This window comes from Streptomyces sp. NBC_00490 (assembly GCF_036013645.1).
Taxonomy (GTDB): domain Bacteria; phylum Actinomycetota; class Actinomycetes; order Streptomycetales; family Streptomycetaceae; genus Streptomyces; species Streptomyces canus_F.
Window position 1 is genome coordinate 5,690,622 of sequence record NZ_CP107869.1, and the last position, 26,947, is coordinate 5,717,568.

The 26,947-nt window shown below is 71.4% G+C and carries 16 protein-coding genes and 1 tRNA gene; all 17 read left to right on the top strand.

Annotation, left to right across the window (positions count from 1 at the left end; translation table 11 throughout):
* The first annotated feature begins 244 nt into the window (after positions 1-244).
* The 17 genes from OG381_RS25910 (at position 245) to OG381_RS25990 (ending at position 26,924) form a co-directional block, all read left to right on the top strand.
* The gene (locus tag OG381_RS25910; RefSeq protein WP_327718465.1) at positions 245-2,656 is read left to right on the top strand and encodes a sodium-translocating pyrophosphatase; all 2,412 of its coding nucleotides are present in this window, start codon (positions 245-247) and stop codon (positions 2,654-2,656) included.
* Positions 2,657-2,850: 194 nt separating this feature from the next.
* Positions 2,851-3,465: a small secreted protein gene (locus OG381_RS25915; RefSeq protein WP_327718467.1), complete on the top strand. Its 615-nt coding sequence runs from the start codon at positions 2,851-2,853 to the stop codon at positions 3,463-3,465.
* A gap of 64 nt (positions 3,466-3,529) precedes the next feature.
* On the top strand, positions 3,530-5,047 hold the full coding sequence (locus OG381_RS25920) for a class I SAM-dependent methyltransferase (RefSeq protein ID WP_327718468.1): 1,518 nt from the start codon (positions 3,530-3,532) through the stop codon (positions 5,045-5,047).
* A 171-nt stretch (positions 5,048-5,218) separates the two neighbouring features.
* Complete coding sequence (locus tag OG381_RS25925) at positions 5,219-7,447, top strand: serine/threonine-protein kinase (protein ID WP_327718469.1); 2,229 nt, start codon at positions 5,219-5,221, stop codon at positions 7,445-7,447.
* A gap of 145 nt (positions 7,448-7,592) precedes the next feature.
* Positions 7,593-7,790 carry a hypothetical protein gene (locus OG381_RS25930; protein WP_327718471.1) on the top strand — a complete coding sequence of 66 codons (198 nt, stop codon included), beginning with the start codon at positions 7,593-7,595 and terminating at the stop codon, positions 7,788-7,790.
* Between the two features lie 248 nt (positions 7,791-8,038).
* Positions 8,039-10,855 carry a type I DNA topoisomerase gene (gene topA / locus OG381_RS25935; protein WP_327718472.1) on the top strand — a complete coding sequence of 939 codons (2,817 nt, stop codon included), beginning with the start codon at positions 8,039-8,041 and terminating at the stop codon, positions 10,853-10,855.
* 124 nt (positions 10,856-10,979) lie between these two features.
* Positions 10,980-14,174 (top strand): dTMP kinase, encoded by a 3,195-nt coding sequence (tmk, locus tag OG381_RS25940; RefSeq protein WP_327718473.1) that lies wholly within the window; start codon positions 10,980-10,982, stop codon positions 14,172-14,174.
* A gap of 107 nt (positions 14,175-14,281) precedes the next feature.
* Complete coding sequence (locus OG381_RS25945; RefSeq protein ID WP_327718474.1) at positions 14,282-15,487, top strand: DNA polymerase III subunit delta'; 1,206 nt, start codon at positions 14,282-14,284, stop codon at positions 15,485-15,487.
* 113 nt (positions 15,488-15,600) lie between these two features.
* Positions 15,601-17,199, top strand: coding sequence for an alpha/beta hydrolase (locus OG381_RS25950; RefSeq protein WP_327718476.1), 1,599 nt, complete (start codon positions 15,601-15,603; stop codon positions 17,197-17,199).
* 119 nt (positions 17,200-17,318) lie between these two features.
* Positions 17,319-17,392 (top strand) — tRNA-Thr (locus OG381_RS25955).
* A 333-nt stretch (positions 17,393-17,725) separates the two neighbouring features.
* Positions 17,726-19,078, top strand: a complete 1,353-nt coding sequence (locus OG381_RS25960) for an enolase C-terminal domain-like protein (protein ID WP_327718477.1) — start codon at positions 17,726-17,728, stop codon at positions 19,076-19,078.
* Positions 19,075-19,836, top strand: coding sequence for an SDR family NAD(P)-dependent oxidoreductase (locus tag OG381_RS25965; RefSeq protein WP_327718478.1), 762 nt, complete (start codon positions 19,075-19,077; stop codon positions 19,834-19,836). Before OG381_RS25960 ends, OG381_RS25965 begins: the two co-directional genes overlap by 4 nt.
* Before the next feature lie 110 nt (positions 19,837-19,946).
* Positions 19,947-20,990 (top strand): sugar ABC transporter substrate-binding protein, encoded by a 1,044-nt coding sequence (locus OG381_RS25970; RefSeq protein ID WP_327718479.1) that lies wholly within the window; start codon positions 19,947-19,949, stop codon positions 20,988-20,990.
* Positions 20,991-21,036: 46 nt separating this feature from the next.
* A complete protein-coding gene (locus OG381_RS25975; protein WP_327718480.1) occupies positions 21,037-22,587 on the top strand; it encodes a sugar ABC transporter ATP-binding protein in 1,551 nt (516 codons plus the stop codon).
* A complete protein-coding gene (locus OG381_RS25980; RefSeq protein ID WP_327718481.1) occupies positions 22,580-23,656 on the top strand; it encodes an ABC transporter permease in 1,077 nt (358 codons plus the stop codon). The genes OG381_RS25975 and OG381_RS25980 overlap by 8 nt, the downstream gene beginning before the upstream one ends.
* A gap of 99 nt (positions 23,657-23,755) precedes the next feature.
* The gene (locus OG381_RS25985) at positions 23,756-26,218 is read left to right on the top strand and encodes a SpoIIE family protein phosphatase (RefSeq protein ID WP_327718482.1); all 2,463 of its coding nucleotides are present in this window, start codon (positions 23,756-23,758) and stop codon (positions 26,216-26,218) included.
* Between the two features lie 268 nt (positions 26,219-26,486).
* A complete protein-coding gene (locus OG381_RS25990) occupies positions 26,487-26,924 on the top strand; it encodes a DUF3052 domain-containing protein (RefSeq protein WP_327718484.1) in 438 nt (145 codons plus the stop codon).
* Positions 26,925-26,947 lie beyond the last annotated feature (23 nt).

Consider the following 26,947-nt stretch of genomic DNA (forward strand, 5'->3'; position numbering starts at 1 on the left):
GCTCAGCAGGGCCCTTTCTTCTTTTCTCCGAATTCGTGAAAGAATTCACGATCAATCGCCCGATAATTCGATCAAGCGTCAATGCCTTTGGGGCATTAGCTCTTTCGGGTTCAGTGTGGTGACTCGATCATTTGCTGAAGAGCGTCTGAAGGCTAATTCCGTTTACCGCGCACTGTTTTGATCAGGTTCCGCTACCTACAATCCGTCCACATCTTGAGCTCAGCACAGGCGTCAAGGAGGACGAATGGCGGGGCTTTCTACCCCTCATCAGTTGGACCATCCCACTTCCCTCGCAGCCGCGGTCCTGACGGACGACAACCGGATCATCATCTGGGTGATCGCCGCCGTCGCACTGGCCGCGCTCGTGGTCGCGGGCATCCTGGTACGCCAGGTGCTCGCGGCGGGCGAGGGCACCGACAGCATGAAAAAGATCGCGACAGCGATCCAGGAAGGTGCGAACGCCTATCTGGCCAGGCAGATGCGCACGCTCGGCGTTTTCGCCGTGGTCGTGTTCTTCCTGCTCATGCTGCTGCCCGCGGACGACTGGAATCAGCGCGCCGGTCGATCCGTCTTCTTCTTGATCGGCGCGGCGTTCTCGGCGGGCACCGGCTATATCGGCATGTGGCTCGCCGTGCGCAGCAATGTGCGCGTCGCCGCGGCGGCACGGGAAGCGACCCCTGCGGAAGGTGAGCCGGAAAAGGATCTCACCGCCGTCTCGCACAAGGCAATGAAGATCGCTTTCCGCACGGGCGGCGTCGTCGGCATGTTCACGGTGGGGCTCGGTCTGCTGGGCGCCTCGTGTGTCGTGCTGGTGTACGCGGCCGACGCACCGAAGGTGCTCGAGGGCTTCGGCCTCGGGGCCGCGCTGATCGCCATGTTCATGCGTGTCGGCGGCGGCATCTTCACCAAGGCCGCCGACGTCGGCGCCGACCTGGTCGGCAAGGTCGAGCAGGGCATTCCGGAGGACGACCCGCGCAATGCCGCGACCATCGCCGACAACGTGGGCGACAACGTCGGCGACTGCGCGGGCATGGCGGCCGACCTCTTCGAGTCGTACGCCGTGACCCTGGTGGCCGCGCTGATCCTCGGTTCGGCGGCCTTCGGCGACGCCGGACTCGCCTTCCCGCTGATCGTGCCGGCGATCGGTGTGATCACCGCGATGATCGGCATCTTCGCGGTCGCCCCGCGCAGGTCCGACCGCAGCGGGATGTCCGCGATCAACCGCGGGTTCTTCATCTCCGCGGTGATCTCGCTCGTGCTGGTGGCGGTCGCCGTCTTCGTCTATCTGCCGTCGTCGTACGCCGACTTCAGGGGCGAGGGCGTCACCGACAGCGGCATCCTCGGCAAGGACGGCGACCCGCGGGTCCTCGCCCTCGTCGCGGTGGCGATCGGCATCGTGCTCGCCGCCGTCATCCAGCAGCTGACCGGCTACTTCACCGAGACCACCCGGCGTCCCGTCCGGGACATCGGGAAGTCCTCGCTCACCGGCCCGGCCACCGTCGTCCTCGCCGGTATCTCGATCGGCCTCGAATCGGCCGTCTACACCGCCCTGTTGATCGGCCTCGGCGTCTACGGGGCCTTCCTGCTCGGCGGTACGTCGATCATGCTGGCGCTGTTCGCGGTGGCACTGGCCGGCACCGGCCTGCTCACCACGGTCGGTGTGATCGTCGCCATGGACACCTTCGGGCCGGTCTCCGACAACGCGCAGGGCATCGCCGAGATGTCCGGTGACGTCGAGGGCGCGGGCGCGCAGGTGCTCACCAACCTGGACGCGGTCGGCAACACCACCAAGGCCATCACCAAGGGCATCGCCATCGCCACCGCCGTCCTGGCGGCGTCGGCGCTCTTCGGGTCCTACCGCGACGCGATCACGACCGGCGCGCAGGACGTCGGCGAGAAGCTGTCCGGCGAGGGTGCGCCGATGAGCCTGATGATGGACATCTCGCAGCCCAACAACCTCGTCGGTCTCATCGCGGGCGCGGCGGTCGTCTTCCTCTTCTCGGGGCTCGCGATCAACGCCGTGTCGCGGTCGGCGGGCTCCGTGGTCTACGAGGTGCGGCGGCAGTTCCGCGAGCACCCCGGGATCATGGACTACAGCGAGAAGCCGGAGTACGGCAAGGTCGTCGACATCTGCACCAGGGACGCCCTGCGGGAGCTCACCACGCCCGGACTGCTCGCGGTGCTGGCGCCCATCTTCATCGGGTTCACGCTCGGTGTCGGCGCGCTCGGCTCGTTCCTGGCGGGCGCGATCGGGGCGGGCACGCTCATGGCGGTGTTCCTCGCCAACTCCGGCGGAGCCTGGGACAACGCCAAGAAGCTCGTCGAGGACGGTCACCACGGCGGCAAGGGCAGCGAGGCCCACGCCGCGACGGTGATCGGTGACACCGTCGGCGACCCCTTCAAGGACACCGCCGGTCCCGCGATCAACCCCCTGCTGAAGGTGATGAACCTGGTGGCGCTGCTCATCGCGCCCGCGGTCATCAAGTTCAGCTACGGCGAGGACAAGAGCATCGGCGTACGGATCACCATCGCCGTGCTCTCGTTCCTCGTGATCGTCGGCGCGGTCTATGTCTCCAAGCGGCGCGGGATCGCCGTAGGGGACGAGGAGGGTGCCAAGAGGTCGGTCAAGTCGGCCGATCCCGCGGTGGTTTCGTAGGCGGTCATACGGGACGCCTGCTCACGGGGCGGGCGGGGGGCGCGTACGGACGCGTTCCCCGCCCGTTCCGTGTGTTCACGCCCTCCTCGTGAGCCTTCTCTCACTTGGTGCAAATGGCTTTAATGCGTCACTTAACGGACACCCCATCTGTGGATGTTCTCCATCTGCCGTGTATGTTCCGGGGCCGAGGAGCCATGGAAGGGACCAATCCGGTGAACAAGAAGCTCGCGGCCGCGCTGTCCGGCGGTGCGGTACTGGCAATGGCGCTGTCGGCATGCAGCAGCGGTGACGACAACAGCGAGAAGCTGGACGCCTGGGCCAAGGAGGTCTGCAGCGCGGTACAGCCGCAGGCCAAGAAGATCGAGGCCGCCAATACGGCGATCCAGAAGCAGACCTCGGACAACAGCACGCCCAAGGACGTCCAGAAGACGGACTCCCAGGCCTTCCAGGACATGGCCGAGGCCTACAAGGCGATCGGGGCCGCCGTGCAGAAGGCCGGCGCGCCGGACACCGGGGACGCCAAGAACGCCGAGAAGAAGCAGCAGGACGCCGTCAAGGAGCTCAACACCCTCGCCGCGTCCTACGCCTCCCTGCAGAAGCAGGTCGACGACCTCAACACCAAGGACCAGGCGAAGTTCGCCGACGGCCTCAAGGACATCGCGACCGCGCTCGACAAGCTGAGCACCACCGGCAACGACGCCCTGCGCACCCTCGAGGAGGGCGACGTCGGCAAGGCGATGGCGCAGCAGGAGAGCTGCAAGAGCGCGTCGGGCGCGCCGTCCGCCGCGCCGTCGGTCACCACCGGCTGACATCCACCCGTGCGTGATCCCGGCGCCGTAGGCATCGCCCGCGGCGCCGGTTCACAATGGGGTGGTGAGTAACGCCAGTCTTGCCCCGCTGCCCTCCGCCGACCGTCCCGACGTCGCCGCGCGTCTGAGGGACGCCCTTCTGGGCGCCTCCTTCACCGCCGACGGGCTGCTCGACCTCCTCGGTGCCCCCGCGTACGCGGCGCTCGCGCGCAGCGAGACCGTGCCCGCCCTGCGGGCGACCCGCGGGGACACGCCGCTGGAGGTGCTCGTACGGCTCTTCCTGTTGCAGCAGCCGGTGCTCCACGCGCACGTGGCGGGCGTGCTGCCCGTGGACGCGTGTCTGGAGAGCGGGTGGCTGGTGCGCGCCGGCTCGGACGAGGTCGCCGCGACCGTCGACGTACGGCCGTACGGCGGACCCGACGGCGAGGACTGGTTCATCGTGTCCGACCTGGGGTGTGCCGTCGGCGGGGCCGGAGGCATCGGCAGCCGGGCCGAGGGCGTCGTCCTGGGCGTCGGCGGTGCCTCCACGACCCTCGCGGGCATCACCGTCCGCGGGCCCGTCTCCGCCGCCCTCGACCTCGGCACCGGCTCCGGTATCCAGGCGCTGCACGCCGCGCGGCACGCCACGCGCGTGACGGCGACCGATCTGAACCCGCGCGCGCTGCACATCACCGGTCTCACGCTGGCGCTGTCCGGCACCCCGGCGGCCGAGCTGCGGGAGGGCTCGCTGTTCGAGCCGGTGAAGGACGGGGAGACGTTCGACCTGATCGTCTCGAACCCGCCGTTCGTGATCTCGCCGGGTGCGCGGCTGACGTACCGGGACGGCGGGATGGGCGGGGACGATCTGTGCCGGTCGCTCGTGCAGCAGGCGGGGGAGCGGCTGAACGAGGGCGGGTTCGCGCAGTTCCTCGCCAACTGGCAGCACGTGGAGGGGGAGGACTGGCAGGACCGGCTGCGGTCGTGGGTGCCGCGCGGATGCGACGCGTGGATCGTGCAGCGCGAGGTGCAGGACGTCACGCAGTACGCCGAGCTGTGGCTCAGGGACGCCGGTGACCACCGGGGCGACCCGGCCGAGTACCAGGCGCTGTACGACGCCTGGTTGGACGAGTTCGAGGCGCGCAAGGTGAAGTCCGTCGGGTTCGGCTGGATCACCCTGCGCAGGACGGGGGCCGCCGTGCCCTCGGTCGTCGCCGAGGAGTGGCCGCACCCCGTCGAGCAGCCGCTCGGCGACACCGTCAGGGCGCACTTCGAGCGCCTGGACTACTTGCGGGAACACGATGACGCCGCCCTGCTGGAGGGCCACTTCAGGCTCGCCTCCGAGATCGTCCAGGAGCAGGTCGGGCTGCCCGGTGCCGAGGACCCGGAGCATGTCGTGCTGCGGCAGAACCGCGGGATGCGCCGGGCCACCAAGGTGGACACGGTCGGCGCGGGCTTCGCCGGAGTGTGCGACGGCTCGCTGAGCGCGGGGCGGATCCTGGACGCGATCGCGCAACTGGTGGGCGAGGACCCGGTGTTGCTGCGGGACCGTACGCCCGCGCAGATCCGGCTGCTGGTGGAGCAGGGGTTCCTGGAGCCGGCGTGAGGCCCGATCCGCGTGACGTCCGAGGCGGGCGGGCACCCCTGAGGCTCATGTGTCTGATCTGGTGGGATTGCTCCTGAAAAGGTCTCCTGTCAGTGGCACCTGCGAAGCTACCTTCAAGAGACAGAGTGCACGCGTCCCCGGGGGAGGCGCGCTGTCTCGGGGGGAGGCGTGATGGCGGGGGATACGCCGGATCAAGGCGAAGGCAGGGTCATCAACGGGCGGTACCGGCTGCTGCGGTCGCTCGGCGCGGGCGGCATGGGCCGGGTCTGGCTCGCGTACGACGAGGAGTTGGCCTGCGAAGTCGCGATGAAGGAGATCGCGCTTCCGGAGGTGCCGATGGACGCGGCCGAGCCCGCCCAGCGCATCGCGCGGGCCCGCAGCGAGGCCCGGCACGCGGCGCGGCTGCGCGGCCATCCGCATGTGGCGACGGTGCACGACGTCGTGGTCCACGAGGGACTGCCGTGGATCGTCATGGAGTACGTGCCGGACGCGGTCGACCTCCAGGCGGTCGTACGGCGTTCAGGGCCGCTGCTGCCCGCCCAGGCGGCCCGCATCGGGCTCGCCGTGCTCGACGCGCTGACCGCGGGGCACCGGATCGGCATCCTCCACAGGGATGTGAAACCGGCCAACATCCTGCTGGCGTCGGACGCTTCGGGTGATCCGTACGCACGCGTGCTGCTCACCGACTACGGCATCGCGCTGCAACCCGAGTCCCGCGAACCCCGGCTCACCGCCACGGCGGGCATCCTCGGCACACCGGGCTACCTCGCCCCGGAACGCGCGCGTGGCGAGCCCCCGACGCCGGCCGCGGATCTGTTCTCGCTGGGCGCGACGCTGTACTCGGCCGTGGAGGGGCGCGGCCCCTTCGACCGGCACGGTGACTACGCCACCCTGACGGCGCTGCTGGGGGAGGAGCCGACGCCCGCGGTGCGGGCCGGTGAACTGGCGCCTGTGCTCCAGGGGTTGCTCGTGAAGGACCCGGTGCGCAGGTCGTCGCCGGAGACGGTGGCGCGGGGGCTGGAGCGGGTGGTGCAGGGGGCCTCGCCCGCGTGGCCCGCGCCGGCCGGTGCGGCGCCGGGGGGATTCGGGCCGCCACCCGCCGGGTTCGGGGCGGCGACACCCCGGACACCGGGTGCGCCACCGACGCCGAACACTCCGCAGACACCGCACACTCCGGGCGGCGTACCGCAGGGGGTGGGCGGTGCGGTGGGGGCGGTGACTCCGGGATCCGGGGGCTTCGGGACCGGAGGCCCGGGCACGCCTGCCGGGGCGCCCCCTTCGCAGTACGACCCCTGGCGGCAGGCCTCCGTGTCGCAGCAGTCGCCCGAGGCCGGCAACCCCTACACGCAAGGGCCCTACGCGAGAGGCGGCGCGCAGTCGCCCTCCACGGGCGGTGGCGGCCCCGCGGCGTCCTACGGCCCGTACACCGGCGGCACCTACGGCGCCGGCTGGGGCGCGGGCGGGCCGGGCGCCCCTGGCGGCGGACCGCCGCCTGCGTCGCCTTCCAAGAAGCGGCTCGCCGTCGTCGCGCTCGTCGTGGCCGCCGTGCTCGTCGTCGCCGGCGGCACCTGGCTGGCCGTCTCGCTGACCGGCGACGACGGTGGCGACGACACCGCCACCCCGAAGAAGCCGCCCACCTCCAGCGTGCCCAAGTCCTCGGCCCCGCCGACCGGACCGGTGCTGCCGTACGGCGATGTCGTCGGACTCAGCCAGCCGCTGGAGACCGGTGACTGTGTGCAGGCGGTCTGGTCGGGGACGCCGTTCAAATCGGTGCCGAACCTGGGCAAGGTGAGCTGCTCCGAGGACTGGCCGGACGGGCAGGTCGTGGCGGTCGACACCGCCACCGACGCCGCGGACGCGGCCGCCGAGGGCGCCGAGCGCTGTGCGAACCAGACGCGCGCGGTCGTCGACGCCCTGCCGGACGCGGCCGGCTACGCCGTCGTACCGACGAAGGAGGGCTTCACGGAGGCCAACAGCGGTACGGCATGTCTCGTACTCGGCCGCCATGCCGCGATAGGCGGTGAAGTCGGCCGGTTCCGCGACGAGGGCGCCAACCTGTGGGTCGGTCAGATGAGCGTCGGCGACTGCTGGATCTACGAGGAGGGCGACGACGGCTACAACGCCCCGCTCACCGATTGCGTGAAACCCCACACCGACCAGGTCGTGGGCGTCGTCCAGGCGCCCGCCGGCATGAACTACGAGAAGGGCGCAGACAACGCGACCAAGCTCTGCGGCAACAAATTCGAGTCGACCTGGGCACCCGGTTCCGAGCGGGCCGTGTTCGGCTGGGTCGCCGACGAGGACGACTGGAACCAGGGGTTCAAGAAGGCGGTGTGCACCGTGGGACGGACCGACAACGAGAAGACGAGCGGAAAGATACCCGTGCCCGGATCGGTCTGATCCCCCGGCCGTGAGCGGGGGCGCCGGGGCAGTCCCCAGCGGCGTCGGCCCCGCGTTCACCTCGGGTTCGCCTGGCCGCCGCCCGCGCGTGTCAACCTCCCGGGGCCGGACACGCGCGGCAGGGGCACAAGGGGGCAGGGGCGTCATGGAGAAGGGGCCGGCGATCTTCGCCGCGGCGGTGTTCGCCCTGTTCGGAGGCGGGCTGCTGATGTGGACCGCCGTCCGGCTCCGACAGCGCGAACCCGTCGCACACGGTGTGAACCCGGTCGCATCGGCGACCCTCGCGAGCCTCGCCGCCGTGGTGGCGCTGGGCCTCGGCGCATGGTGTCTCACCCGGATCTGAGGATCATGGAAAAGCCGAGGTCCCGGTAATCAGGAGGTCTCCCTCCGGTAAGGCTCGAAAGAGCCGGTGGGCACTCCGGGCGGCAGGAATGGCGGTAGTCGGGTTACCGTTCGAGTGGCCGTTGCGGGCTTTTCCCGTTTGACACGGGGGCGGGATGTACCGTCACACTCCGCAGCGTCACCATGACCCGACCCCGGGATGAAGGCGCCTGGGGAGGCCCCAAGCGTCGACCGGAGAGAAGAGCGAAGTTGTCCCCGACCAGCGAGACCGCAAAGGGCGGCCGCCGACTCGTCATCGTCGAGTCGCCTGCCAAGGCGAAGACGATCAAGGGCTATCTCGGCCCTGGTTACGTCGTCGAGGCGAGCGTCGGGCACATCCGCGACCTCCCCAACGGTGCCGCGGAAGTACCGGAGCAGTACACCGGCGAGGTCCGCCGGCTCGGCGTGGACGTCGAGCACGACTTCGCGCCGATCTATGTCGTCAACGCCGACAAGAAGGCTCAGGTCAAGAAGCTCAAGGAGCTGCTGAAGGACTCCGACGAGCTCTTCCTCGCCACCGATGAGGACCGCGAGGGCGAGGCCATCGCCTGGCACCTCCAGGAAGTGCTCAAGCCCAAGGTCCCGGTCAAGCGGATGGTCTTCCACGAGATCACCAAGGCCGCGATCCAGGCCGCCGTGGCCAACCCGCGCGAGCTCAACCAGAAGCTGGTCGACGCCCAGGAGACCCGCCGTATCCTCGACCGCCTCTACGGCTACGAGGTCTCGCCGGTCCTGTGGAAGAAGGTCATGCCCCGTCTGTCGGCGGGCCGTGTCCAGTCCGTCGCCACCCGGCTCGTGGTGGAGCGGGAGCGCGAGCGCATCGCGTTCCGGTCCGCCGAGTACTGGGACCTGACGGGTACCTTCGCGACCGGCCGCGCGGGGGACTCGAGCGACCCGTCGACCCTCGTCGCCCGCCTCCAGAGCGTCGACGGCAAGCGGGTCGCGCAGGGCCGTGACTTCGACTCCCTGGGCCAGCTCAAGGGCGCCAACACGCTCCACCTCGACGAGGCCAACGCCCGTGCGCTGGCCGCCGCCCTGGAGCAGACGCAGTTCGCCGTCCGGTCCGTCGAGTCCAAGCCGTACCGCCGCTCGCCGTACGCCCCGTTCCGTACGACGACGCTCCAGCAGGAGGCCTCGCGCAAGCTCGGCTTCGGAGCGAAGGCGACCATGCAGGTCGCGCAGAAGCTGTACGAGAACGGCTTCATCACCTATATGCGTACGGACTCCACGACGCTCAGCGAGACCGCTGTCACCGCGGCCCGTGCGCAGGTCACCCAGCTGTACGGCGCCGACTACCTGCCCTCGGCCCCCCGGACCTACGCCGGAAAGGTCAAGAACGCGCAGGAGGCGCACGAGGCGATCCGCCCCTCGGGTGATCGTTTCCGCACGCCTGCCGAGACCGGACTGACCGGCGACCAGTTCAAGCTCTACGAGCTGATCTGGAAGCGGACCGTCGCCTCGCAGATGAAGGACGCGGTCGGCAACTCCGTGACCGTGAAGATCGCCGGCACCGCCGCCGACGGCCGGGACGTCGAGTTCAGCGCCTCCGGCAAGACGATCACCTTCCACGGCTTCCTGAAGGCGTACGTCGAGGGCGCGGACGACCCGAACGCCGAGCTGGACGACCGCGAGCGCCGGCTGCCCCAGGTCAGCGAGGGCGACCGGCTCAGCGCCGAGGAGATCACGGTCGACGGGCACGCCACCAAGCCCCCGGCCCGCTACACCGAGGCCAGCCTGGTCAAGGAGCTCGAAGAGCGCGAGATCGGCCGTCCCTCGACGTACGCCTCGATCATCGGCACGATCCTCGACCGCGGTTATGTCTTCAAGAAGGGCACGGCACTCGTCCCGTCCTTCCTCTCCTTCGCCGTGGTCAACCTCCTGGAGAAGCACTTCGGGCGGCTCGTCGACTACGACTTCACCGCCAAGATGGAGGACGACCTCGACCGCATCGCGCGGGGCGAGGCCCAGTCAGTGCCGTGGCTGAAGCGGTTCTACTTCGGTGAAGGCACCGAGGGCGGGGCCGCCGTCGCCGGCAACGGTGACGGGGATCACCTCGGCGGTCTCAAGGAGCTCGTGACCGACCTGGGCGCGATCGACGCGCGCGAGGTGTCGTCGTTCCCGGTGGGCGACGGGATCGTGCTGCGGGTAGGCCGCTACGGCCCCTACATCGAGCGCGGCGAGAAGGACTCCGAGGGCCACCAGCGCGCGGACGTGCCGGAGGACCTCGCCCCGGACGAACTGTCCGTCGAGTTCGCGGAGGAGCTGCTCGCCAAGCCGAGCGGTGACTTCGAGCTCGGCGCCGACCCCGAGTCGGGCCACCAGATCATCGCGCGGGACGGCCGCTACGGCCCGTACGTCACCGAGGTGCTCCCCGAGGGCACGCCGAAGACCGGCAAGAACGCCGTGAAGCCGCGTACGGCCTCGCTGTTCAAGTCGATGTCGCTGGACACGGTGACCCTCGCCGACGCCCTCAAGCTGATGTCGCTGCCGCGGGTCGTCGGCAAGGACGCCGAGGGCGTGGAGATCACCGCGCAGAACGGCCGCTACGGCCCGTACCTGAAGAAGGGCACGGACTCGCGGTCCCTCACAGCGGAGGACCAGCTCTTCACGATCACCCTCGAAGAGGCGCTGGCGATCTACGCCCAGCCCAAGCAGCGCGGCCGGGCCGCCGCCAAGCCGCCGCTGAAGGAGCTGGGCGCGGACCCGGTCAGCGAGAAGCCGGTCGTGGTCAAGGATGGCCGTTTCGGGCCGTATGTGACCGACGGGGAGACCAACGCGACCCTGCGCTCCGGCGACAGCGTCGAGGAGATCACCCCGGAGCGCGGCTTCGAGCTGCTCGCCGAGAAGCGTGCGAAGGCTCCCGCCAAGAAGACGGCGAAGAAGGCGCCCGCGAAGAAGGCCCCGGCCAAGAAGGCGACGGCCGCCAAGACCGCGGCCAAGAAGACGACCACGGCCGCCAAGAAGACGACGGCGAAGAAGGCCACCGCCAAGAAGGCGGCGGCTTCGAAGGCCGCTTCGGAAGACTGAGTCGCGCCGCGGACCTTCACCTCGGGTTCGCAAAACGAACGCCCCGGCATCGGTTTGGTGTCGGGGCGTGCGCACGTTCGGACGGGCGCCGCAGGCTGTCGGTGCCGCCCGATAGGCTGAAAGCATGACGCGAGCCGAGCAGCCAACGGCCCACCAACCGGCCCCCGACGACGCCCTTGCCGCGGACTCCCGAGAGCGCGCCGTCCGCGCCCTGTTGCGCCGACCGCAGCTCAGGAGGCTGTGGAGCGCGCAGCTTGTGGGGGGTGTCGGCGACGTACTCGCCCTCCTGGTGCTGGTCGTCCTGGCCCTCCAGGCGGCGATCGCCGAGGGTTCCTTCGGCGGCGGCTACCGGGGCGTGGCGTTCGCAGTGGCGACCGTCTTCGGGGTGCGCATTCTGGCCACGCTGCTCTTCGGGGCGGTGCTGCTCGGCCCGTTGACGTCGCTCACCTCGCCGGACGGGCCGCTCGACCGCCGCTGGACGATGGTCGGCGCGGACGCCGTGCGCACGCTGGCGCTGATCGTCGCCCCCCTGTGGATCGACTGGACGCCGGACAACGCGCTGGCGGTCCTCCTGGTAACCGCCTTCGTGACAGGAGTCGCCGAGCGCTTCTGGACGGTGTGCCGCGAGAGCGCGGCGCCCGCCCTGCTGCCGGCCCCGCCGCCGGAGGGCGCGACCGTACGGCCGCTGCCGGACCACATGGACGCGCTGCGCCGACTGTCGCTGCGTACGGGCTTCGTGGCGATCCCGCTCGCCGCCGCCGCACTCGTCGCGGCCTCGCTGGTCAACAACCTTCTGGGCGCCGGGATCGACTGGTTCGCCCAGCACCAGGCGGCCCTCGCCTCGTATGTCGCGGCCGGTCTGTTCGCCGCGTCCCTGTCCGTGCTGACCTTCCTGGAACTGCCGGGCACCCGCACGCCGCGCGCGCGTTCCCCGCTGGAGGGCATGCGCCGCCCCAAGACGGGCACCGGCGTCGACAAGGGCCGCACCGGTGTGCTGCCGCTGCTGGTGCTGGCCTCCGCGGCCGTCGCCGGGGCGGTCGCCGCCGCCGTCGCCGTGGCCGTGCTGCACGCCAAGGACCTGGGCGGCGGCCCGGTGACGTACGGCCTGCTGGTCCTGGCGCTGACCGGCGGGGTCGTCGCCGGCATCCGTACGGCGCCCAAGGTGCTGGTCTCGCTCTCGCGGCGCCGGCTGCTCGCGCTGGCGATCGCCTTCACCGGCGTCGCGCTGCTGGCCGCCGGCCTCGTCCCGGACGTCACCACCGTCCTCCTGATCCTCGCGCTGGCCGGGGCCGGCGCGGGCGTGGCCGCCAACACCGGGCACACACTCCTGGACCAGGAGGCCGAGGACTACCGGCGCGGGCGCACGACCGAGCATCTGCACGCGGTCGTACGGGTCTTCGTCGCGCTCGGTGCGGTGATCGCCCCGCTGGTGGCCGCGCTGATCGGGCCGCACCGGCTGGAGAGCGGCAAGTTCGTGTTCGCGCACGGCGGCGCCGCGTTCACGCTGATGCTGATCGGCGCCCTGCTGCTGCCGGTGGCCGCGCTGGTGCTCGCCAAGGTCGACGACCGTTCCGGTGTGCCGCTGCGGCAGGATCTGCGGGACGCGCTGCTGGGCGGCGACGACCCCGTGACGGCGCCCGCGTCCTCCGGTTTCTTCATCGCCCTGGAGGGCGGCGACGGAGCCGGCAAGTCCACCCAGGCCGAGGCGCTCGCCGAGTGGATAAGGGCCAAGGGCCACGAGGTCGTCGTGACCCGCGAGCCGGGGGCGACGCCGGTCGGCAAGCGGCTGCGGTCGATCCTGCTCGACGTGTCCAGCGCCGGGCTCTCGCACCGCGCGGAGGCCCTGCTGTACGCGGCCGACCGCGCGGAGCACGTGGACACCGTGGTGCGTCCCGCGCTGGAGCGGGGCGCGGTCGTGATCTCGGACCGGTACGTCGACTCGTCCGTCGCCTACCAGGGGGCCGGCCGCGACCTGTCGCCGACGGAGGTCGCCCGCATCAACCGCTGGGCGACCGCCGGACTGGTGCCGAACCTGACCGTGCTCCTCGACGTGTCCCCGGAGATCGCCCGCGAGCGGTTCACCGAGGCGCCGGACCGGCTGGAGTCGGAGCCGGCGGAGTTCCACGCGCGCGTGCGGTCCGGGTTCCTGACGCTGGCCGCCGCCGACCCTGGGCGCTATCTCGTCGTCGACGCGGGCCAGGAGCCCGAGGCCGTCACGACCGTCGTACGCCACCGGCTCGACCAGCTGCTGCCGCTCTCCGAGCAGGAGATCCGCGAGCAGGCGGAGGCCCGGCGCAGGGCCGAGGAGGAAGCGCGCCGCAAGGCCGAGGAAGAGGCCGCGCGCAAGGCCGAGGAGGAGCGCCTGGAGCGCGAGCGCCAGGAGCAGCTGGAGCGGCTGCGCGCCGAGGAGGAGGAGCGCAAGCGGCGCGAGCTGGAGGAGGCGCAGCGCCGCGAGGCCGAACGGCAGGCGGAGGAGGCCCGGTTGCGGGCCGAGGAAGCGCGCAAGCGTGCCGAGGAGGAGCGGGTCCGGCTCCTCGCCGAGGAGAAGGCGCGGGCCGAGGAGGAGGCGCGGCGCAAGGTCGAGGAGGACCGGCGTCGCAAGCAGGCCGAGGAAGAGGCGCGGCTGCGGGCCGAGGCCGAGGCGCGGCGGGTGGAGAAGCAGCGCAAGGCCGAGGAGGCGCTGCTGCGGGCCGAGGAGGCACGACGGCTCGCCGAGCAGGCCGCCGCCGCCGCGGAGGCGGGTCCGAAGAAGCCGGCACCGCCCGCGGCCGCCCCTCCGGAGGCGCCGACCGTGCCCACACCGGTGGTGACGCCGACGAACGCGTCGGGCGGACCGGTGGAGGACACGGCCGTGCTGCGGCCGGTGCGCGACGACAAGGCCGAAGGGCCCGCCGACAACGAGGTGACGGCCGAGCTGCCCAAGCCGCCGGCCGGGGCCGCGGACGAGACCGCCGTGCTGCCTCCCGTCGTGCCGGGTGCGGCCGACGAGACGGCTGTGCTGCCGCCGGTGGTGCCGGGTGCCGCGGACGAGACGGCCGTGCTGCCGCCGGTGCCGGGTGAGGCTCCCGCTCATCGGGTGCCGCCGGGGTTCTTCCGGGAGGAGCAGGCGGGACCGGACGGAACCGAGGACCGTACGCGGGAGATGCCCCAGGTCGACGAGACGGGGGCGCCGCGACGGCGGGCCCGCTCGGACTGGGCCGAGGAGACACCGCTGGACGACCTGCCGTCGCTGGCGGACGAGCTGCTGGGCCCGCGTGACGATGACGAGTTCGGCGACGAGCGCGGGGGCCGGGGACGGGGCCGGGGGCGCCGGGGCTGAGGCAGCCCCCTCGTGCCCCCTCGGTCACCTGACGGAGCCCTGTTGTCAGTGCCGGCCCGCACAATGGATCCAGCACCCCCGACCGTGACGAAAGGGCGGCACCACCCATGACCGTCTGGGACGACCTCGTCGGCCAGGAGAAGGTGAGCGAGCAGCTCGCAGCCGCCGCTCGGGACGCCGACGCGCTCGTCACCGCGACCACCACGGGCACCCCGCCGCCCGAGGCGTCGAAGATGACGCACGCGTGGTTGTTCACGGGTCCGCCCGGAGCCGGCCGGACGCAGACCGCGCGGGCCTTCGCCGCCGCGCTGCAGTGCGTGAGCCCCGACCGGGCGCTCGGCGGGATCCCCGGGTGCGGGTTCTGCGACGGATGTCATACGGCGCTCATCGGCACGCACGCGGACGTCACCACCGTCGCCGCGGTCGGCACGCAGATCCTCGCCGACGACATGCGGGACACCGTCCGCAAGTCGTACACCTCACCGGCGACCGGCCGCTGGCAGGTGATCCTCGTCGAGGACGCCGAGCGGCTGAACGAGAAGTCGGCCAACGCGGTGCTGAAGGCCGTCGAGGAGCCCGCCCCCCGTACCGTCTGGATGCTGTGCGCCCCGTCCGTCGAGGACGTCCTGCCCACCATCCGCTCCCGCTGCCGCCACCTCAATCTGCGGACACCCTCCGTCGACGCGGTCGCGGACCTTCTCGTACGACGGGAAGGCATCGAGCCCGCCGTGGCCGCGACCGTCGCACGGGCCACGCAGGGGCACGTCGACCGGGCCCGGCGGCTGGCCACCGACCCCGCCGCGCGCGAGCGCAGGGCCGCCGTCCTCAAACTGCCGCTGCGCGTCGAGGACGTCGGCAGCTGCCTCAAGGCCGCCCAGGAGCTCGTGGACGCGGCCGCCGAGGACGCCAAGGCGCTCGCCGAGGAGATGGACGGCAAGGAGACCGAGGAGCTGAAGGCCGCCATGGGCGCGTCCCAGGGCGGTCGGATGCCGCGCGGCACGGCGGGGGTGATGAAGGACCTGGAGGACAAGCAGAAGCGGCGCCGGACCCGTACCCAGCGCGACAGCCTCGACCTCGCCCTGACCGACCTCACCGGCTTCTACCGCGACGTCCTCGCCCTCCAGCTCGGCTCCCGGGTGGCCATCGCCAACGAGGACGCCGAGGAGGCTCTTCAGCGCCTGGCCCGCGGCGGCTCCCCGGAGTCGACGCTGCGCCGCATCGAGGCGATCGCCGCCTGCCGGGACGCACTCGACCGCAATGTGGCGCCGCTGCTCGCCGTGGAGGCGATGACGATGGCGCTCCGAGCGGGCTGAGGCGCCGGCCCGCGGTACTTCTCACGATCAACAGAAGGTTGACCAGGTACCCCGTACGAGCCGGAAGGTGCACGGAAGGCAACCGAGCGGCTGCGCAGAGTTACTCTCGGCTGATGCACATCAGGCGCAATCCCCGCCCGGCACACCCGATCGCCCCGCCGCGTCACCGGCGTTCGCGCACCGGCGGTGCCCTTCTCGCCGCCGCCGCGCTGGTCGTGTCGGCCTGCTCCGCGGGGAGCGGTTCCCCCGGCTCGACCGCGGAGGCGGCGGTGCTGCCCGCGCTGCCGAAGGCCACGCCGGCCGCTCTCTCGCCGTACTACGGACAGAAGCTGAGCTGGCGCAGTTGCGGGGTGCCCGGTTTCGAGTGCGCCACGATGAAGGCACCGCTCGACTACGACAAGCCGGACAGCGGTGACGTCCGCCTCGCCGTCGCCCGCAAGAAGGCGACCGGCTCCGCAAAGGCGCTCGGCTCACTGCTGGTGAACCCGGGCGGGCCGGGCGGCTCGGCGATCGGCTACCTCCAGGCCTACGCCGGGATCGGCTACCCCGCCGAGGTCCGTGCCCGGTACGACATGGTCGCCGTCGACCCGCGCGGCGTCGCCCGCAGTGCGCCCGTCGAGTGCCTGGACGGGCGCGACATGGACGCGTACACGCAGACCGACACGACACCGGACGACGAGGAGGAGAGCGAGGAACTCGTCGCCGCCTTCCAGAAGTTCGCGGAGGGATGCGGCGCCGACTCGCCCGAGCTGCTGCGCCATGTGTCCACCGTCGAGGCGGCGCGGGACATGGACATCCTGCGGGCGGCGCTGGGCGACGAGAAACTGACGTATGTCGGGGCGTCGTACGGAACGTTCCTCGGGGCGACGTACGCGGGCCTCTTCCCGGACCGGGTGGGCCGGCTGGTCCTGGACGGCGCGATGGACCCGTCCCTGCCCGCGCGGCGCACGAGCCTCGACCAGACGGCGGGGTTCGAGACGGCGTTTCAGTCCTTCGCGCGGGACTGTGTGCAGCAGTCGGACTGTCCGCTGGGCACGAAGGCGGGCGAGGTCGGCCCCAACCTCAAGGCGTTCTTCGAGAAGCTCGACGCCCGGCCGATCCCCACCGGAGACGTGGACGGCCGCAAGCTCGGCGAGTCCCTCGCCACCACCGGGGTCATCGCGGCGATGTACGACGAGGGCGCCTGGGCGCAGCTGCGCGAGGCACTGGCCTCGGCGATGAAGGAGAACGACGGCGCGGGGCTGCTGTTCCTCTCCGACAGCTACTACGAGCGGGACGCCGACGCCCGCTACTCGAACCTGATGTTCGCCAACGCGGCGGTGAACTGCCTGGACCTCCCCGCGGCGTTCAACTCACCGGACCAGGTGCGGGACGCGTTGCCCGAGTTCGAGAAGGCGTCCCCGGTCTTCGGCGAGGGCCTGGCCTGGGCCTCGCTGAACTGCGCGTACTGGCCGGTCGGGGCGACGGGTGAACCGCATCGCATCACCGCGAAGGGCGCCGCCCCGATCGTGGTCGTCGGCACCACCCGCGACCCGGCCACCCCCTACCGCTGGGCCCGCGCCCTGGCCGCCCAGCTCTCTTCCGCCCGCCTCCTCACCTACGAGGGCGACGGTCACACCGCCTACGGCCGCGGCAGCGTCTGCATCGACTCCACCATCAACGCGTACCTCCTCCGGGGGACCCCGCCCACCAAGGGAAAACGCTGCTCATAGACCCTCCGCAGCTGAGTCCCCCCGCCCCGGAATCCCGGCCTCCGGGGCGGGTACGGAGCACCCTCGGAAACTGTGTAGACTTACCGACGTTGCTGATCGCACCATGGTGTGGACGGCGCGCCGCCTTAGCTCAGATGGCCAGAGCAACGCACTCGTAATGCGTAGGTCTCGGGTTCGAATCCCGAAGGCGGCTCTGTAGAAGCCCTGGGACTCACTCGCCGTGACCTGGGGCTTTTGCTTTTGATGGATGCGGCGGCGCCGCTGGGCGCGTGTCCCAGTGGCGCGTAGGCCTCGGGTTCGAATCCCGACGGCGGCTCTTCCTGGGACCAGGTCAGATCCATTCTGACCTGGTCTTTTCTGTTGCCCTGGCGCGAACTGCGCGTGCGGGGCATCCAGTTCGCCGGTCGAGACACAGGTCTCCGGTAGGCGGCTGTGGCTTTTGGGCGATATACAGTCATTTGGGTAACGAGCTTGCCGGCAGGCCCGATTCTGTGGAGTCCCCGATGACGTCGATGAGCCGCCTGTCATGAGGCCCCACCCGGCGCGGGGGCGGATCACGGCGCTGGACGCCTATGACATCCGGTTTCCCACGTCGCGTCGGCTCGAGGGGTCGGACGCGATGAATCCCGACCCGGACTATTCGGCGGCGTATGTGATCGTCCGGACCGATGCCGGGGACGGGCTGGAGGGGCACGGGTTCTGCTTCACCATCGGCCGGGGCAACGAGGTCGAGGTGGCGGCGATCAAGGCGCTGCGCCCCCATGTGGTGGGGCTGCGGCTGGGAGAGGTGCTGTCCGACCTCGGCGGGTTCTGCCGCTCCCTCGTCGGTGACAGTCAGCTGCGCTGGCTGGGGCCCGAGAAGGGCGTGGTGCACATGGCCATCGGGGCCGTGGTGAACGCCGTATGGGATCTGTACGCGAAGCGGGAGGGCAAACCGCTGTGGAAGCTGCTGGCTGATCTGGAGCCGGAGCAGGTGGTCGCGTTGATCGACTTCCGCTATCTGGAGGACGCGCTGACCCCGGATGAGGCGCTGGGGATTCTGCGGCGGGCGCGGGGCGGGAGGGAGGAGCGGGAGGCTCGGCTGCTCGCCGAGGGGTATCCGGCGTATGCCACGTCCCCGGGCTGGCTCGGTTACCCGGACGGCAAGGTCGCCCGGCTGGCCCGGGAGGCCGTGGACAGCGGGTTCCGGCAGATCAAACTCAAGGTCGGCGCCGACCTGGCCGACGATGTGCGGCGGTGCCGTACCGCGCGGGCGGCGATCGGCCCCGGGGTGCGGATGGCGCTGGACGCCAATCAGCGCTGGGGGGTCGAGGAGGCGGCCGGATGGGTCCGGCGGCTGGCGGAGTTCGACCCGTACTGGATCGAGGAGCCGACCAGCCCGGACGACATCCTCGGTCTCGCGAGGATCCGCCGGGACGTGGCGCCGGTGCCGGTGGCGACGGGCGAGCACGTGCACAACCGCGTGATGTTCAAGCAGCTCCTCCAGGCGGACGCGATCGACTTTCTGCAGCTGGACGCCTGCCGGGTCGGGGGAGTCAACGAGAACCTGGCGATCCTCCTGCTCGCGGCCAAGTTCGGGGTCCCCGTGTGCCCGCACGCGGGCGGGGTGGGGCTGTGCGAGCTCGTGCGGCATCTGGCGATGTTCGACTGGCTGGCGGTCTCCGGCACCGTTCAGGACCGGGTCATCGAGTACGTGGATCATCTGCACGAGCACTTCCTCGACCCGGCCGTGATCGTCCGCGGGCGGTACGCGGCCCCGACCGCCCCCGGTTTCAGCTCGGAGATGCGGCCCGAGTCGCTCGCCGCGTACGCGTTCCCCGGTGGCGCCGTCTGGCAGGTTCCGTACGGCCCGCCCCCGGCCGAGGGAGCTCCGGCATGAGCAACGGGGAGGAGTTCCGGGGGCTGGCGGCGGTCGTCACCGGCGGTGCGTCCGGGATCGGTCTGGCCACCGCCGAGACCCTGGCCGCGCGGGGGTGCCGGGTGGCGGTGCTCGACCGGGTTCCGGGACCCGCTTGGCTGCACCCCGTACAGGCCGATGTCAGGGACGCCGTAGCGGTGGCCGACGCGGTGAGCCGGGTGGCGGACCTGTTCGGAGGCCTGGACGTGCTGGTCAACAACGCCGGGATCGGCGCCCGGGGCACCGTCGAGGACAACCCGGACGACGAATGGCACCACGTGCTGGACGTCAACGTGCTCGGCATCGTCCGCACCAGCCGGGCGGCACTGCCGTATCTGCGCCGGTCCCGCAGCGCGGCCATCGTCAACACCTGCTCGGTCGTGGCGCTGGCCGGGCTGCCGCAGCGGGCGCTGTACGCGGCGAGCAAGGGCGCGGTGCTCGCGCTGACCCTGGCGATGGCCGCCGACCACATCGGCGAGGGCATCCGGGTCAACTGCGTCACCCCGGGCACCGTGGACACCCCCTGGGTGCGCCGGCTGCTCGAACACTCCGACGACCCGGAGGCCGAACGCGCCGCGCTCATCGCCCGCCAGCCCGCCGGCCGCCTGGTCACCGCCCAGGAGGTCGCGGACGCCATCGCGTATCTCGCCGGGCCGCTGGCGGGCGCCACCACCGGGACGGCGCTCGCCGTGGACGGAGGGATCCAGGGCATCCGCCGACATCCGGACTCCTTCCACTGACACGGCCTTCTCCTGGCACGACCCTCCACTGACCCACTGACCCACTGACCCACTGACCCACTGACCCACCGACCGACCGGCCACTGACCACCTACTCGGAGCCGAGCACCATGAAGCGACGCATCGCCGCTGTCGGAACAGCCCTCGCACTCTGCTGCGGGCCGGCCGTCACCGCCTGCGGTGGGGGCACGAGCAGCACCACCGACTCCGCTTCGGGCCAGGTGGGAGTGGTCCTGCCGCTGCTCACCTCACCGTTCTGGGAGGCGTACGACTCCTACATCCCCGAGCAGGCCGCCGCCCAGGACGTCCGTGTGCTGCAGACGGTGAACTCCGACTCCGACCCGGGCAAACAGATCACCGACATCCAGAATCTGCTCGCCCAGGACGTGCGGGGTCTGGTCGTCTCGCCGCTGGACTCCGCGGCGATCGTCGCCGGGCTGAATGCCGCGCAGCGCAAGGACGTGCCGGTGGTCGCCGTCGACGTGGCGCCGGACAAGGGCACGGTCGCGATGGTGGTCAGGGCCGACAACCGGGCCTTCGGGGAGAAGGCATGCCGGCGAATCGGCGACGCGGTGAAGACGGGCAAGGTCGTACAGATCCAGGGCGACCTGGCATCCGTCAACGGGCGGGACCGGTCGGAGGCGTTCAGCGCGTGCGTCAAGAAGAACTACCCGGGCATCAAGGTGCTGGACATTCCCGCAGGGTGGAAGGCGGAAAGGGCGGCGGCCGGTCTGGAGGCGCTGTACACCGCCAACCCCGACATCAAGGGGATCTACCTGCAGTCCGGCGGTGTGTACCTGGCCCCCACGCTGAGCACGCTGCGGCGGCACGACGCGTTGGTGGCGGCCGGCGGTCCAGGGCACATCGTGATCGTCTCCAACGACGGCATCCCGCAGGAGCTGGACGCGATCCGCAAGGGACAGATCGATGCGACCGTCTCCCAGCCCGCCGACCAGTACGCCAAGTACGGCATGTACTACATCAAGCGGGCCATGGAGGGCGAGACCTTCCATCCGGGCCCGACCGACCACGACAGCACCGTCGTCCGGCTGCCCGGCGGAATCCTGGAGGACCAGCTCCCGGCACCGCTGGTGACCGAGCACAACGTCGACGACGCGTCCCTGTGGGGCAACCGGATCGGCAAGAGCTCCTGACCCCCGGCAGACCACCTCTCCGGGCCCTCAGGAAAGCGAGACCGCGATGAACCGGACGCCACCGACCGACCCCCGCGCCGAGGGCACCGGCCGCCGCGCGGTGGCCGAGGCGCACGGGATCCACAAGCGCTACGGGCCCACCGTGGCCCTGGACGACGCGCGGATCACCGTCCGGGCCGGTGAGTCGCACGCCCTGGTCGGCCGCAACGGGGCCGGCAAGTCGACCCTGGTGGGCATCCTGACCGGCATGCAGCGGCCGGACCGCGGCGTCGTCCTGTTCGACGGCGAACCCGCGCCTGCCCCGGCGGACCGCGAGGCGTGGCAGCGGCGGGTCGCCTGCGTCTACCAGCAGTCGACGATCATCCCGGATCTCACGGTCGCCGAGAACCTGTACGTCAACCGGCAGCCCACGGTCCGCGGCCACGTGATCAGCTGGCGGCGGATGCGCGCGGCGGCCCGCGAACTGCTGGGCGAATGGGGTGTGGAGGTCGACGAGAACGTGCCGGCCGGCCGGCTCACCGTCGAGGACGCCAAGATGGTGGAGATCGCCAGGTCGATCTCCCGCGGCACCCGGTTCATCATTCTGGACGAGCCGACCGCCCAGCTGGACAGCCGGGCCATCGACCGCCTGTTCACCCATGTCCGGCAGCTGCAGCGGGCCGGGATCACCTTCCTCTACATCTCCCACCATCTGGAGGAGGTCTACGCCGTCTGCCAGGCCGTCACCGTCTTCCGCGACGCCCGCTGGATCACCACGGCGCCCGTGGGCGAGCTGGGCAGGACCGAACTCGTCGAGGCGATGACCGGAGGGCGGGGCACGGCCGCGGTCCCCGGCTCCGGCACGGTCCGGTCGCGGGCGGCGGACGCGCCCGTGGCCGTACGGGTGGACCGGCTGAGCGGCCCGCACTTCACGGACGTCAGCTTCACCGTCCGTTCCGGGGAGACGGTGGGGCTGGCCGGGCTCGCGGGCTCCGGGAGCCACCAGGTCGGCGAGGCGCTGGCCGGGCTGTACCGGCCCGACAGCGGGCGGATCGAGGTCCTCGGCCGTCCGACGCGGCCGGGCAGCGTCCCCTCGGCGCTCGCGGCGGGCGTGGGCTGTGTCCCGCGCGACCGGCACCATGAGGGGCTCGTACCGCACCTGTCGGTGGCCGAGAACGCCTCGCTGAGCATCATGGACCGGCTGGGGCGCCTCGGTGTGATCTCGCGCCCGGCCCGGGACGCCTTCGCCCGGCGGACGATCACCGGTCTCGACATCACGACGGACGGCCCGGACCAGCCGGTCAAGGACCTGTCGGGCGGCAATCAGCAGAAGGTCGTCATGGGCCGGGCGCTGGCCGCCGACCCGGCGGTCCTGGTGCTCATCAACCCGACCGCGGGTGTCGACGTGCAGTCCAAGCGGGCGCTGCTGGCGGTCGTCGACCGGGCCAGGGCCGCGGGACGCGCGGCACTCGTCGTCTCGGACGAGCCGGCGGACCTGCGGAGCTGCGACCGCGTCCTGGTGATGTTCAACGGCTCTCTCGCCGCCGAGTACTCCGTCGGCTGGACCGACGAGGAACTGGTGGCCTCGATCGAAGGGGTCGGCACCGGCCATGAATGACACCGCGCCGAACGGCCGGACCGACGGCCCGGCCCATGGCCCTACGAAAGGCGGCCCGGCGAAAGGCGGCCCGGCGCCCGGCACCGCGGTCCGCCGCCCCGTCCGCACGATCGCCCTGGGCCGGGTCCGTGACCTCGCGCTGCTGCCCGCGGTGCTCCTGCTGCTGGTCATCGGCGCGGTCAGCAACGAGAGCTTCCTGGAGCGGGACAACCTGCTGAACGTGCTCAGCGCCTCCTCGGCGCTCGGACTGCTGGTGCTCGCCGAGGCGATGATCCTGATCAGCGGCAAGATGGACCTCTCGCTGGAGTCGATCGCGGGGCTCGCCCCGGCGCTCGGCTTCATGGCCGTGATCCCGGCCGCCTCGGCGGGGTTCGGCAGCGAACTGCCGACCTGGTGCGGCCTGCTGATCATTCCGCTCATGGGGGCGATGATCGGGGCCGTGAACGGTCTGCTGATCGTCAAGCTCCAGCTCAACGGCTTCATCGTGACCCTGGCGATGAACATCGTGCTGCGTGGAGTCCTGGTCGGCATGGTGTCCGGCAAGACCCTGTTCGACGCCCCCGACGCGTTCCTGGCTCTCGGCTCCGACACCTGGCTCGGCGTCCCCGTCTCCGTGTGGGTGACCGGCGTCTGTTTCGCCGGCGCCGGGTGGGTGCTGCGCCACCACCGGCTGGGACGCGCGGTGTACGCGGTGGGCGGCAACGCACCCGCGGCGCGGGCAGCGGGCATCCGGGTCGAACGGGTGGCCTGGGGGGTCCTGGTCATCGGCGGGACCCTGGCCGCGGTGGCCGGCCTGGTGATCGCCGGGCGGGTCGGGGCGATCAACGCCAATCAGGGACAGGGCCTGATCTTCACCGTGTTCGCGGCCGCCGTCATCGGCGGCATCAGTCTGAGCGGCGGCAGGGGATCCCTGGCCGGGGCGTTGCTGGGCGTCCTGCTGCTGGGCATGCTGGAGAACCTGCTCACCCTGGCCCAGGTGTCGTCCTTCTGGATCCAGGCCATCTACGGCGCGATCATCCTGGTGGCGCTGATGATCGCCCGGCTCATCACCGGCGAGGGCCAGGAGTAGCGCGGGCCGGGAGGGGTCCGGGAGCGCTCCGGAAGGAGCAGTGCCGGGGGCTACGCCATAGAATGAGCCATATGCCACCCTCCAGATGGGACGGCTGACATGAAGGTCCCCAAGGAGGTCGCACCGGACGGACCGCATGGACCGTTCGAGATGGCGAATGTGGCTGCCGCGGTGATCGACGCGAAGGGCACGGTCATCGGCTGGACAGGGGCCGCCGAGCGGCTCCTGGGATACCGCGCGGCGGACATCCTCGACCGCTCCGCCGCCACGCTGCTGGCCCGGTCCGAGGACGCGTCACGAGCGGCCGAGGTCGCCGAGCAGTGCGGGAGCCGGGAGAGCTGGGTCGGCCTGGTGGGCGCCCGGCACCGTGACGGCCGCCGCCTCGAGGTGGGACTGCGGGTGACCGCGATGTCCGACACCGACGACCGCAAGGCCTGGCTCGTATCGGCGATCGACGTGTCGAAGGCTCCGACCTGGGCGGTCAGCGGGGAGGTGCTGGAGGCCTTCCTCACCCGCTCCCCGCTCGGCATGGCCATGCTCAGCCCGGACCTGCGGTACGTGTGGATGAACGACACCCTGGAGCGCTACGGCGGTGTGCCGCGCGAGGAGCGGTTCGGGCACCGGATGTCGGACTCGCTGCCAGGGCTGAACACCGAGGTGCTCGAAGCGAAGATGCGGCAGGTGCTGGAGACCGGCGTGCCGGTCATCGACTACGAGTACCGGGGCTGGACCTGGGCGGATCCGCACCAGGAACACGCGTACTCCACGTCCTTCTTCCGGCTCGACGCCCCGGACGGCAACCCGCTGGGCGTCTGCTACATGGGCATGGACGTCACCGACCGATGGCGGGCCCGCGAGCGCCTGGCCCTGCTCAGCGAGGCCAGCGCCTGTATCGGCGGCACGCTGAACGTGATGCGGACCGCCCAGGAGCTGGCCGACTTCTCGGTACCGCGGCTCGCCGACTTCGTGACCGTCGATCTGCGGGAAGCGGTGCTGCACGGCGACGAACCCGGCTCGGGGCCGGCCGGCAGCACGTTCCTGGTACGGCGTGCCGGACAGCAGTCCATCCACGAGGGCTGCCCGGAGTCGGTGGTCACCACCGGCGACTCGATCGACGCACCCGAGTCCTCGCCGTACTACGAGACCATGGTCAACGGCAGGGCGGTGCTGGAACCCGTCCTGGACCCCGCCACCGCCCCGTGGATCGGGCAGGACCCGGCACGGGCCAAGAGCATCGCGGAGTTCGGGATGCACTCGGTGATGTGGGTGCCGCTGTCCGCGCGCGGCACCGTGCTGGGAGTGGCGACCTTCATCCGCACGGAGCATCCGCAGCCGTTCGAGGAGGACGATCTGCTCCTCGCCGAAGAGCTGGTCGGCCGGGCCGCGGTGTGGGTGGAGAACGCCCGCCGCTACACCCGTGAACATGCCGCGGCGCTGGCCCTGCAACGGAGTCTGCTCCCGCAGGGGCTCAACGGCGGGACCGCCATGGAGGTGGCCTCGCGCTATCTGCCGGCCGATGCCCGGGGCGGGGTGAGCGGCGACTGGTTCGACGTGATCCAGCTGTCCGGCGCCCGGGTCGCCCTGGTCGTCGGTGACGTCGTCGGGCACGGTCTCAACGCCGCGGCGACCATGGGCAGACTGCGTACCGCCGTACAGACGCTCGCCGACATGGACCTGCCGCCCGACGAGCTGCTGGCCCACCTGGACGACCTGGTGATCCGCCTGACGGAGGAGAAGGGCGGCGACGACGAGCCCATCGCCACGGCGGTACTGGGCGCCACCTGCCTCTACGCCATCTACGACCCGGTCACCCAGCTGTGCACCATGGCCCGGGCGGGACATCCGCCGCCCGCCGTGGTCACCCCCGGCGGCAAGGTCTCCTTCCCGGACCTTCCGGCGGGCCCTCCGCTGGGTCTCGGCTCGCTGCCCTTCGAGTCCGCCGAGATCTCCCTGCCCGAGGGGAGCCTGATCGCCCTCTACACCGACGGCCTCATCGAGAGCAGCGACCAGGACATCGACGTCGGGCTGTCCCGCCTCAGCGATGTGCTCGCGCAGTCCGGTCTGCCGCTGGAGGAGCTGTGCTCGACGGTCGTGAACAACCTGCTGACCGGCCCGCAGACCGACGACGTCGCCCTCCTGCTGGCCCGGCCGCATGCGCTGGGCACCGACCGCGTCGCCTCGTGGGACCTGCCGACGGATCCGGCGATCGTCGCGAGCGCCCGGAAGCTGGCCGTCCGCCAGTTGCTCGGATGGCAGCTGGACGACCTGGCCATGACCACCGAACTGGTGGTCAGCGAGCTGGTCACCAACGCAATCCGGCACGGCACCGGACCCGTCAGACTGCGGATGGTCCGCCACGACAAGCTGATCTGCGAGGTGTCCGACGCCAGCAACACCTCGCCCCGGATGGGCCATGCGCGGACGACCGACGAGGGTGGAAGGGGCCTGTTCCTGGTCGCTCAGATGACCCGCCGCTGGGGGACCCGCTACACCCGGTCCGGAAAGATCATCTGGGCGGAGCAGGACCTCCCGGGGCGGGCGGGCGAACCGGACGGACGCTGACGGTTCACCCTTCAGTGTGTCGGCCCGTCCGGTCGTACCGCCTCCGACGCCCGCGACAGCCGCCTCTCCACCTCGGCGCCCCACTGCGAACTGATCACCGGCTCCCGCGCCGGACCACGATCCCTCCCGCCCCGCCGCCGTCCGGGAGCGGGCCCCGCACTTCGCGGTGGGACGTGTCCGCCACCCGGGCCGCGAGGCACGTCGCCAAGTCCGCCTCCGCAGGCGGACATACCCGGCCCGGGCCGTCACGATGGGAGGAGCGGAGGTGATGTGCGTGACGAGCGGATACTCCGGTACGCCCCTCGCCCGGAAGATCGGCATCAAGGGCGGGCAGCGGGTGGGGCTGCGGCACGCGCCCGAGGCGTGGGACATTCCCGGGCTGCCCGAGGGGTGCCAGGTGGTGGAAGGCGGGCCCCGCGGGGTCGATGTCGGCGTCGCCTTCTACCGGGAGCGACGGGAGCTGGCGGCCGAGGCGGCCCGGCTCGTGGCCGGCCTCGCCGACGACGCCATGCTGTGGATCGCCTGGCCCCGGAAGGCGGCCGGTCATGTCAGCGACATCGGCGAGAACGATCTGCGGGAGATCTTCCTCCCGCTCGGCGTCGTCGACGTGAAGGTGGCGGCGCTGGGGGAGGACTGGTCGGGGCTGAAGTTCGTACGCCGGAAGGAGAACCGGCGTACGGGCCACGCGGCGAACCCGGGTACATGAGACGTCCTTACCGTGAACGGCTA

Coding starts and splice junctions, on each gene's coding strand:
- OG381_RS25960 (WP_327718477.1), top strand. CDS start 17,726: ATGAGGCCCCACCCGGCGCGGGGGCGGATCACGGCGCTGGACGCCTAT.
- OG381_RS25975 (WP_327718480.1), top strand. CDS start 21,037: ATGAACCGGACGCCACCGACCGACCCCCGCGCCGAGGGCACCGGCCGC.
- tmk (WP_327718473.1), top strand. CDS start 10,980: ATGACGCGAGCCGAGCAGCCAACGGCCCACCAACCGGCCCCCGACGAC.
- OG381_RS25925 (WP_327718469.1), top strand. CDS start 5,219: ATGGCGGGGGATACGCCGGATCAAGGCGAAGGCAGGGTCATCAACGGG.
- OG381_RS25945 (WP_327718474.1), top strand. CDS start 14,282: ATGACCGTCTGGGACGACCTCGTCGGCCAGGAGAAGGTGAGCGAGCAG.
- OG381_RS25985 (WP_327718482.1), top strand. CDS start 23,756: ATGAAGGTCCCCAAGGAGGTCGCACCGGACGGACCGCATGGACCGTTC.
- OG381_RS25930 (WP_327718471.1), top strand. CDS start 7,593: ATGGAGAAGGGGCCGGCGATCTTCGCCGCGGCGGTGTTCGCCCTGTTC.
- OG381_RS25910 (WP_327718465.1), top strand. CDS start 245: ATGGCGGGGCTTTCTACCCCTCATCAGTTGGACCATCCCACTTCCCTC.
- OG381_RS25965 (WP_327718478.1), top strand. CDS start 19,075: ATGAGCAACGGGGAGGAGTTCCGGGGGCTGGCGGCGGTCGTCACCGGC.
- OG381_RS25915 (WP_327718467.1), top strand. CDS start 2,851: ATGGAAGGGACCAATCCGGTGAACAAGAAGCTCGCGGCCGCGCTGTCC.
- OG381_RS25990 (WP_327718484.1), top strand. CDS start 26,487: ATGTGCGTGACGAGCGGATACTCCGGTACGCCCCTCGCCCGGAAGATC.
- OG381_RS25970 (WP_327718479.1), top strand. CDS start 19,947: ATGAAGCGACGCATCGCCGCTGTCGGAACAGCCCTCGCACTCTGCTGC.
- OG381_RS25950 (WP_327718476.1), top strand. CDS start 15,601: ATGCACATCAGGCGCAATCCCCGCCCGGCACACCCGATCGCCCCGCCG.
- OG381_RS25980 (WP_327718481.1), top strand. CDS start 22,580: ATGAATGACACCGCGCCGAACGGCCGGACCGACGGCCCGGCCCATGGC.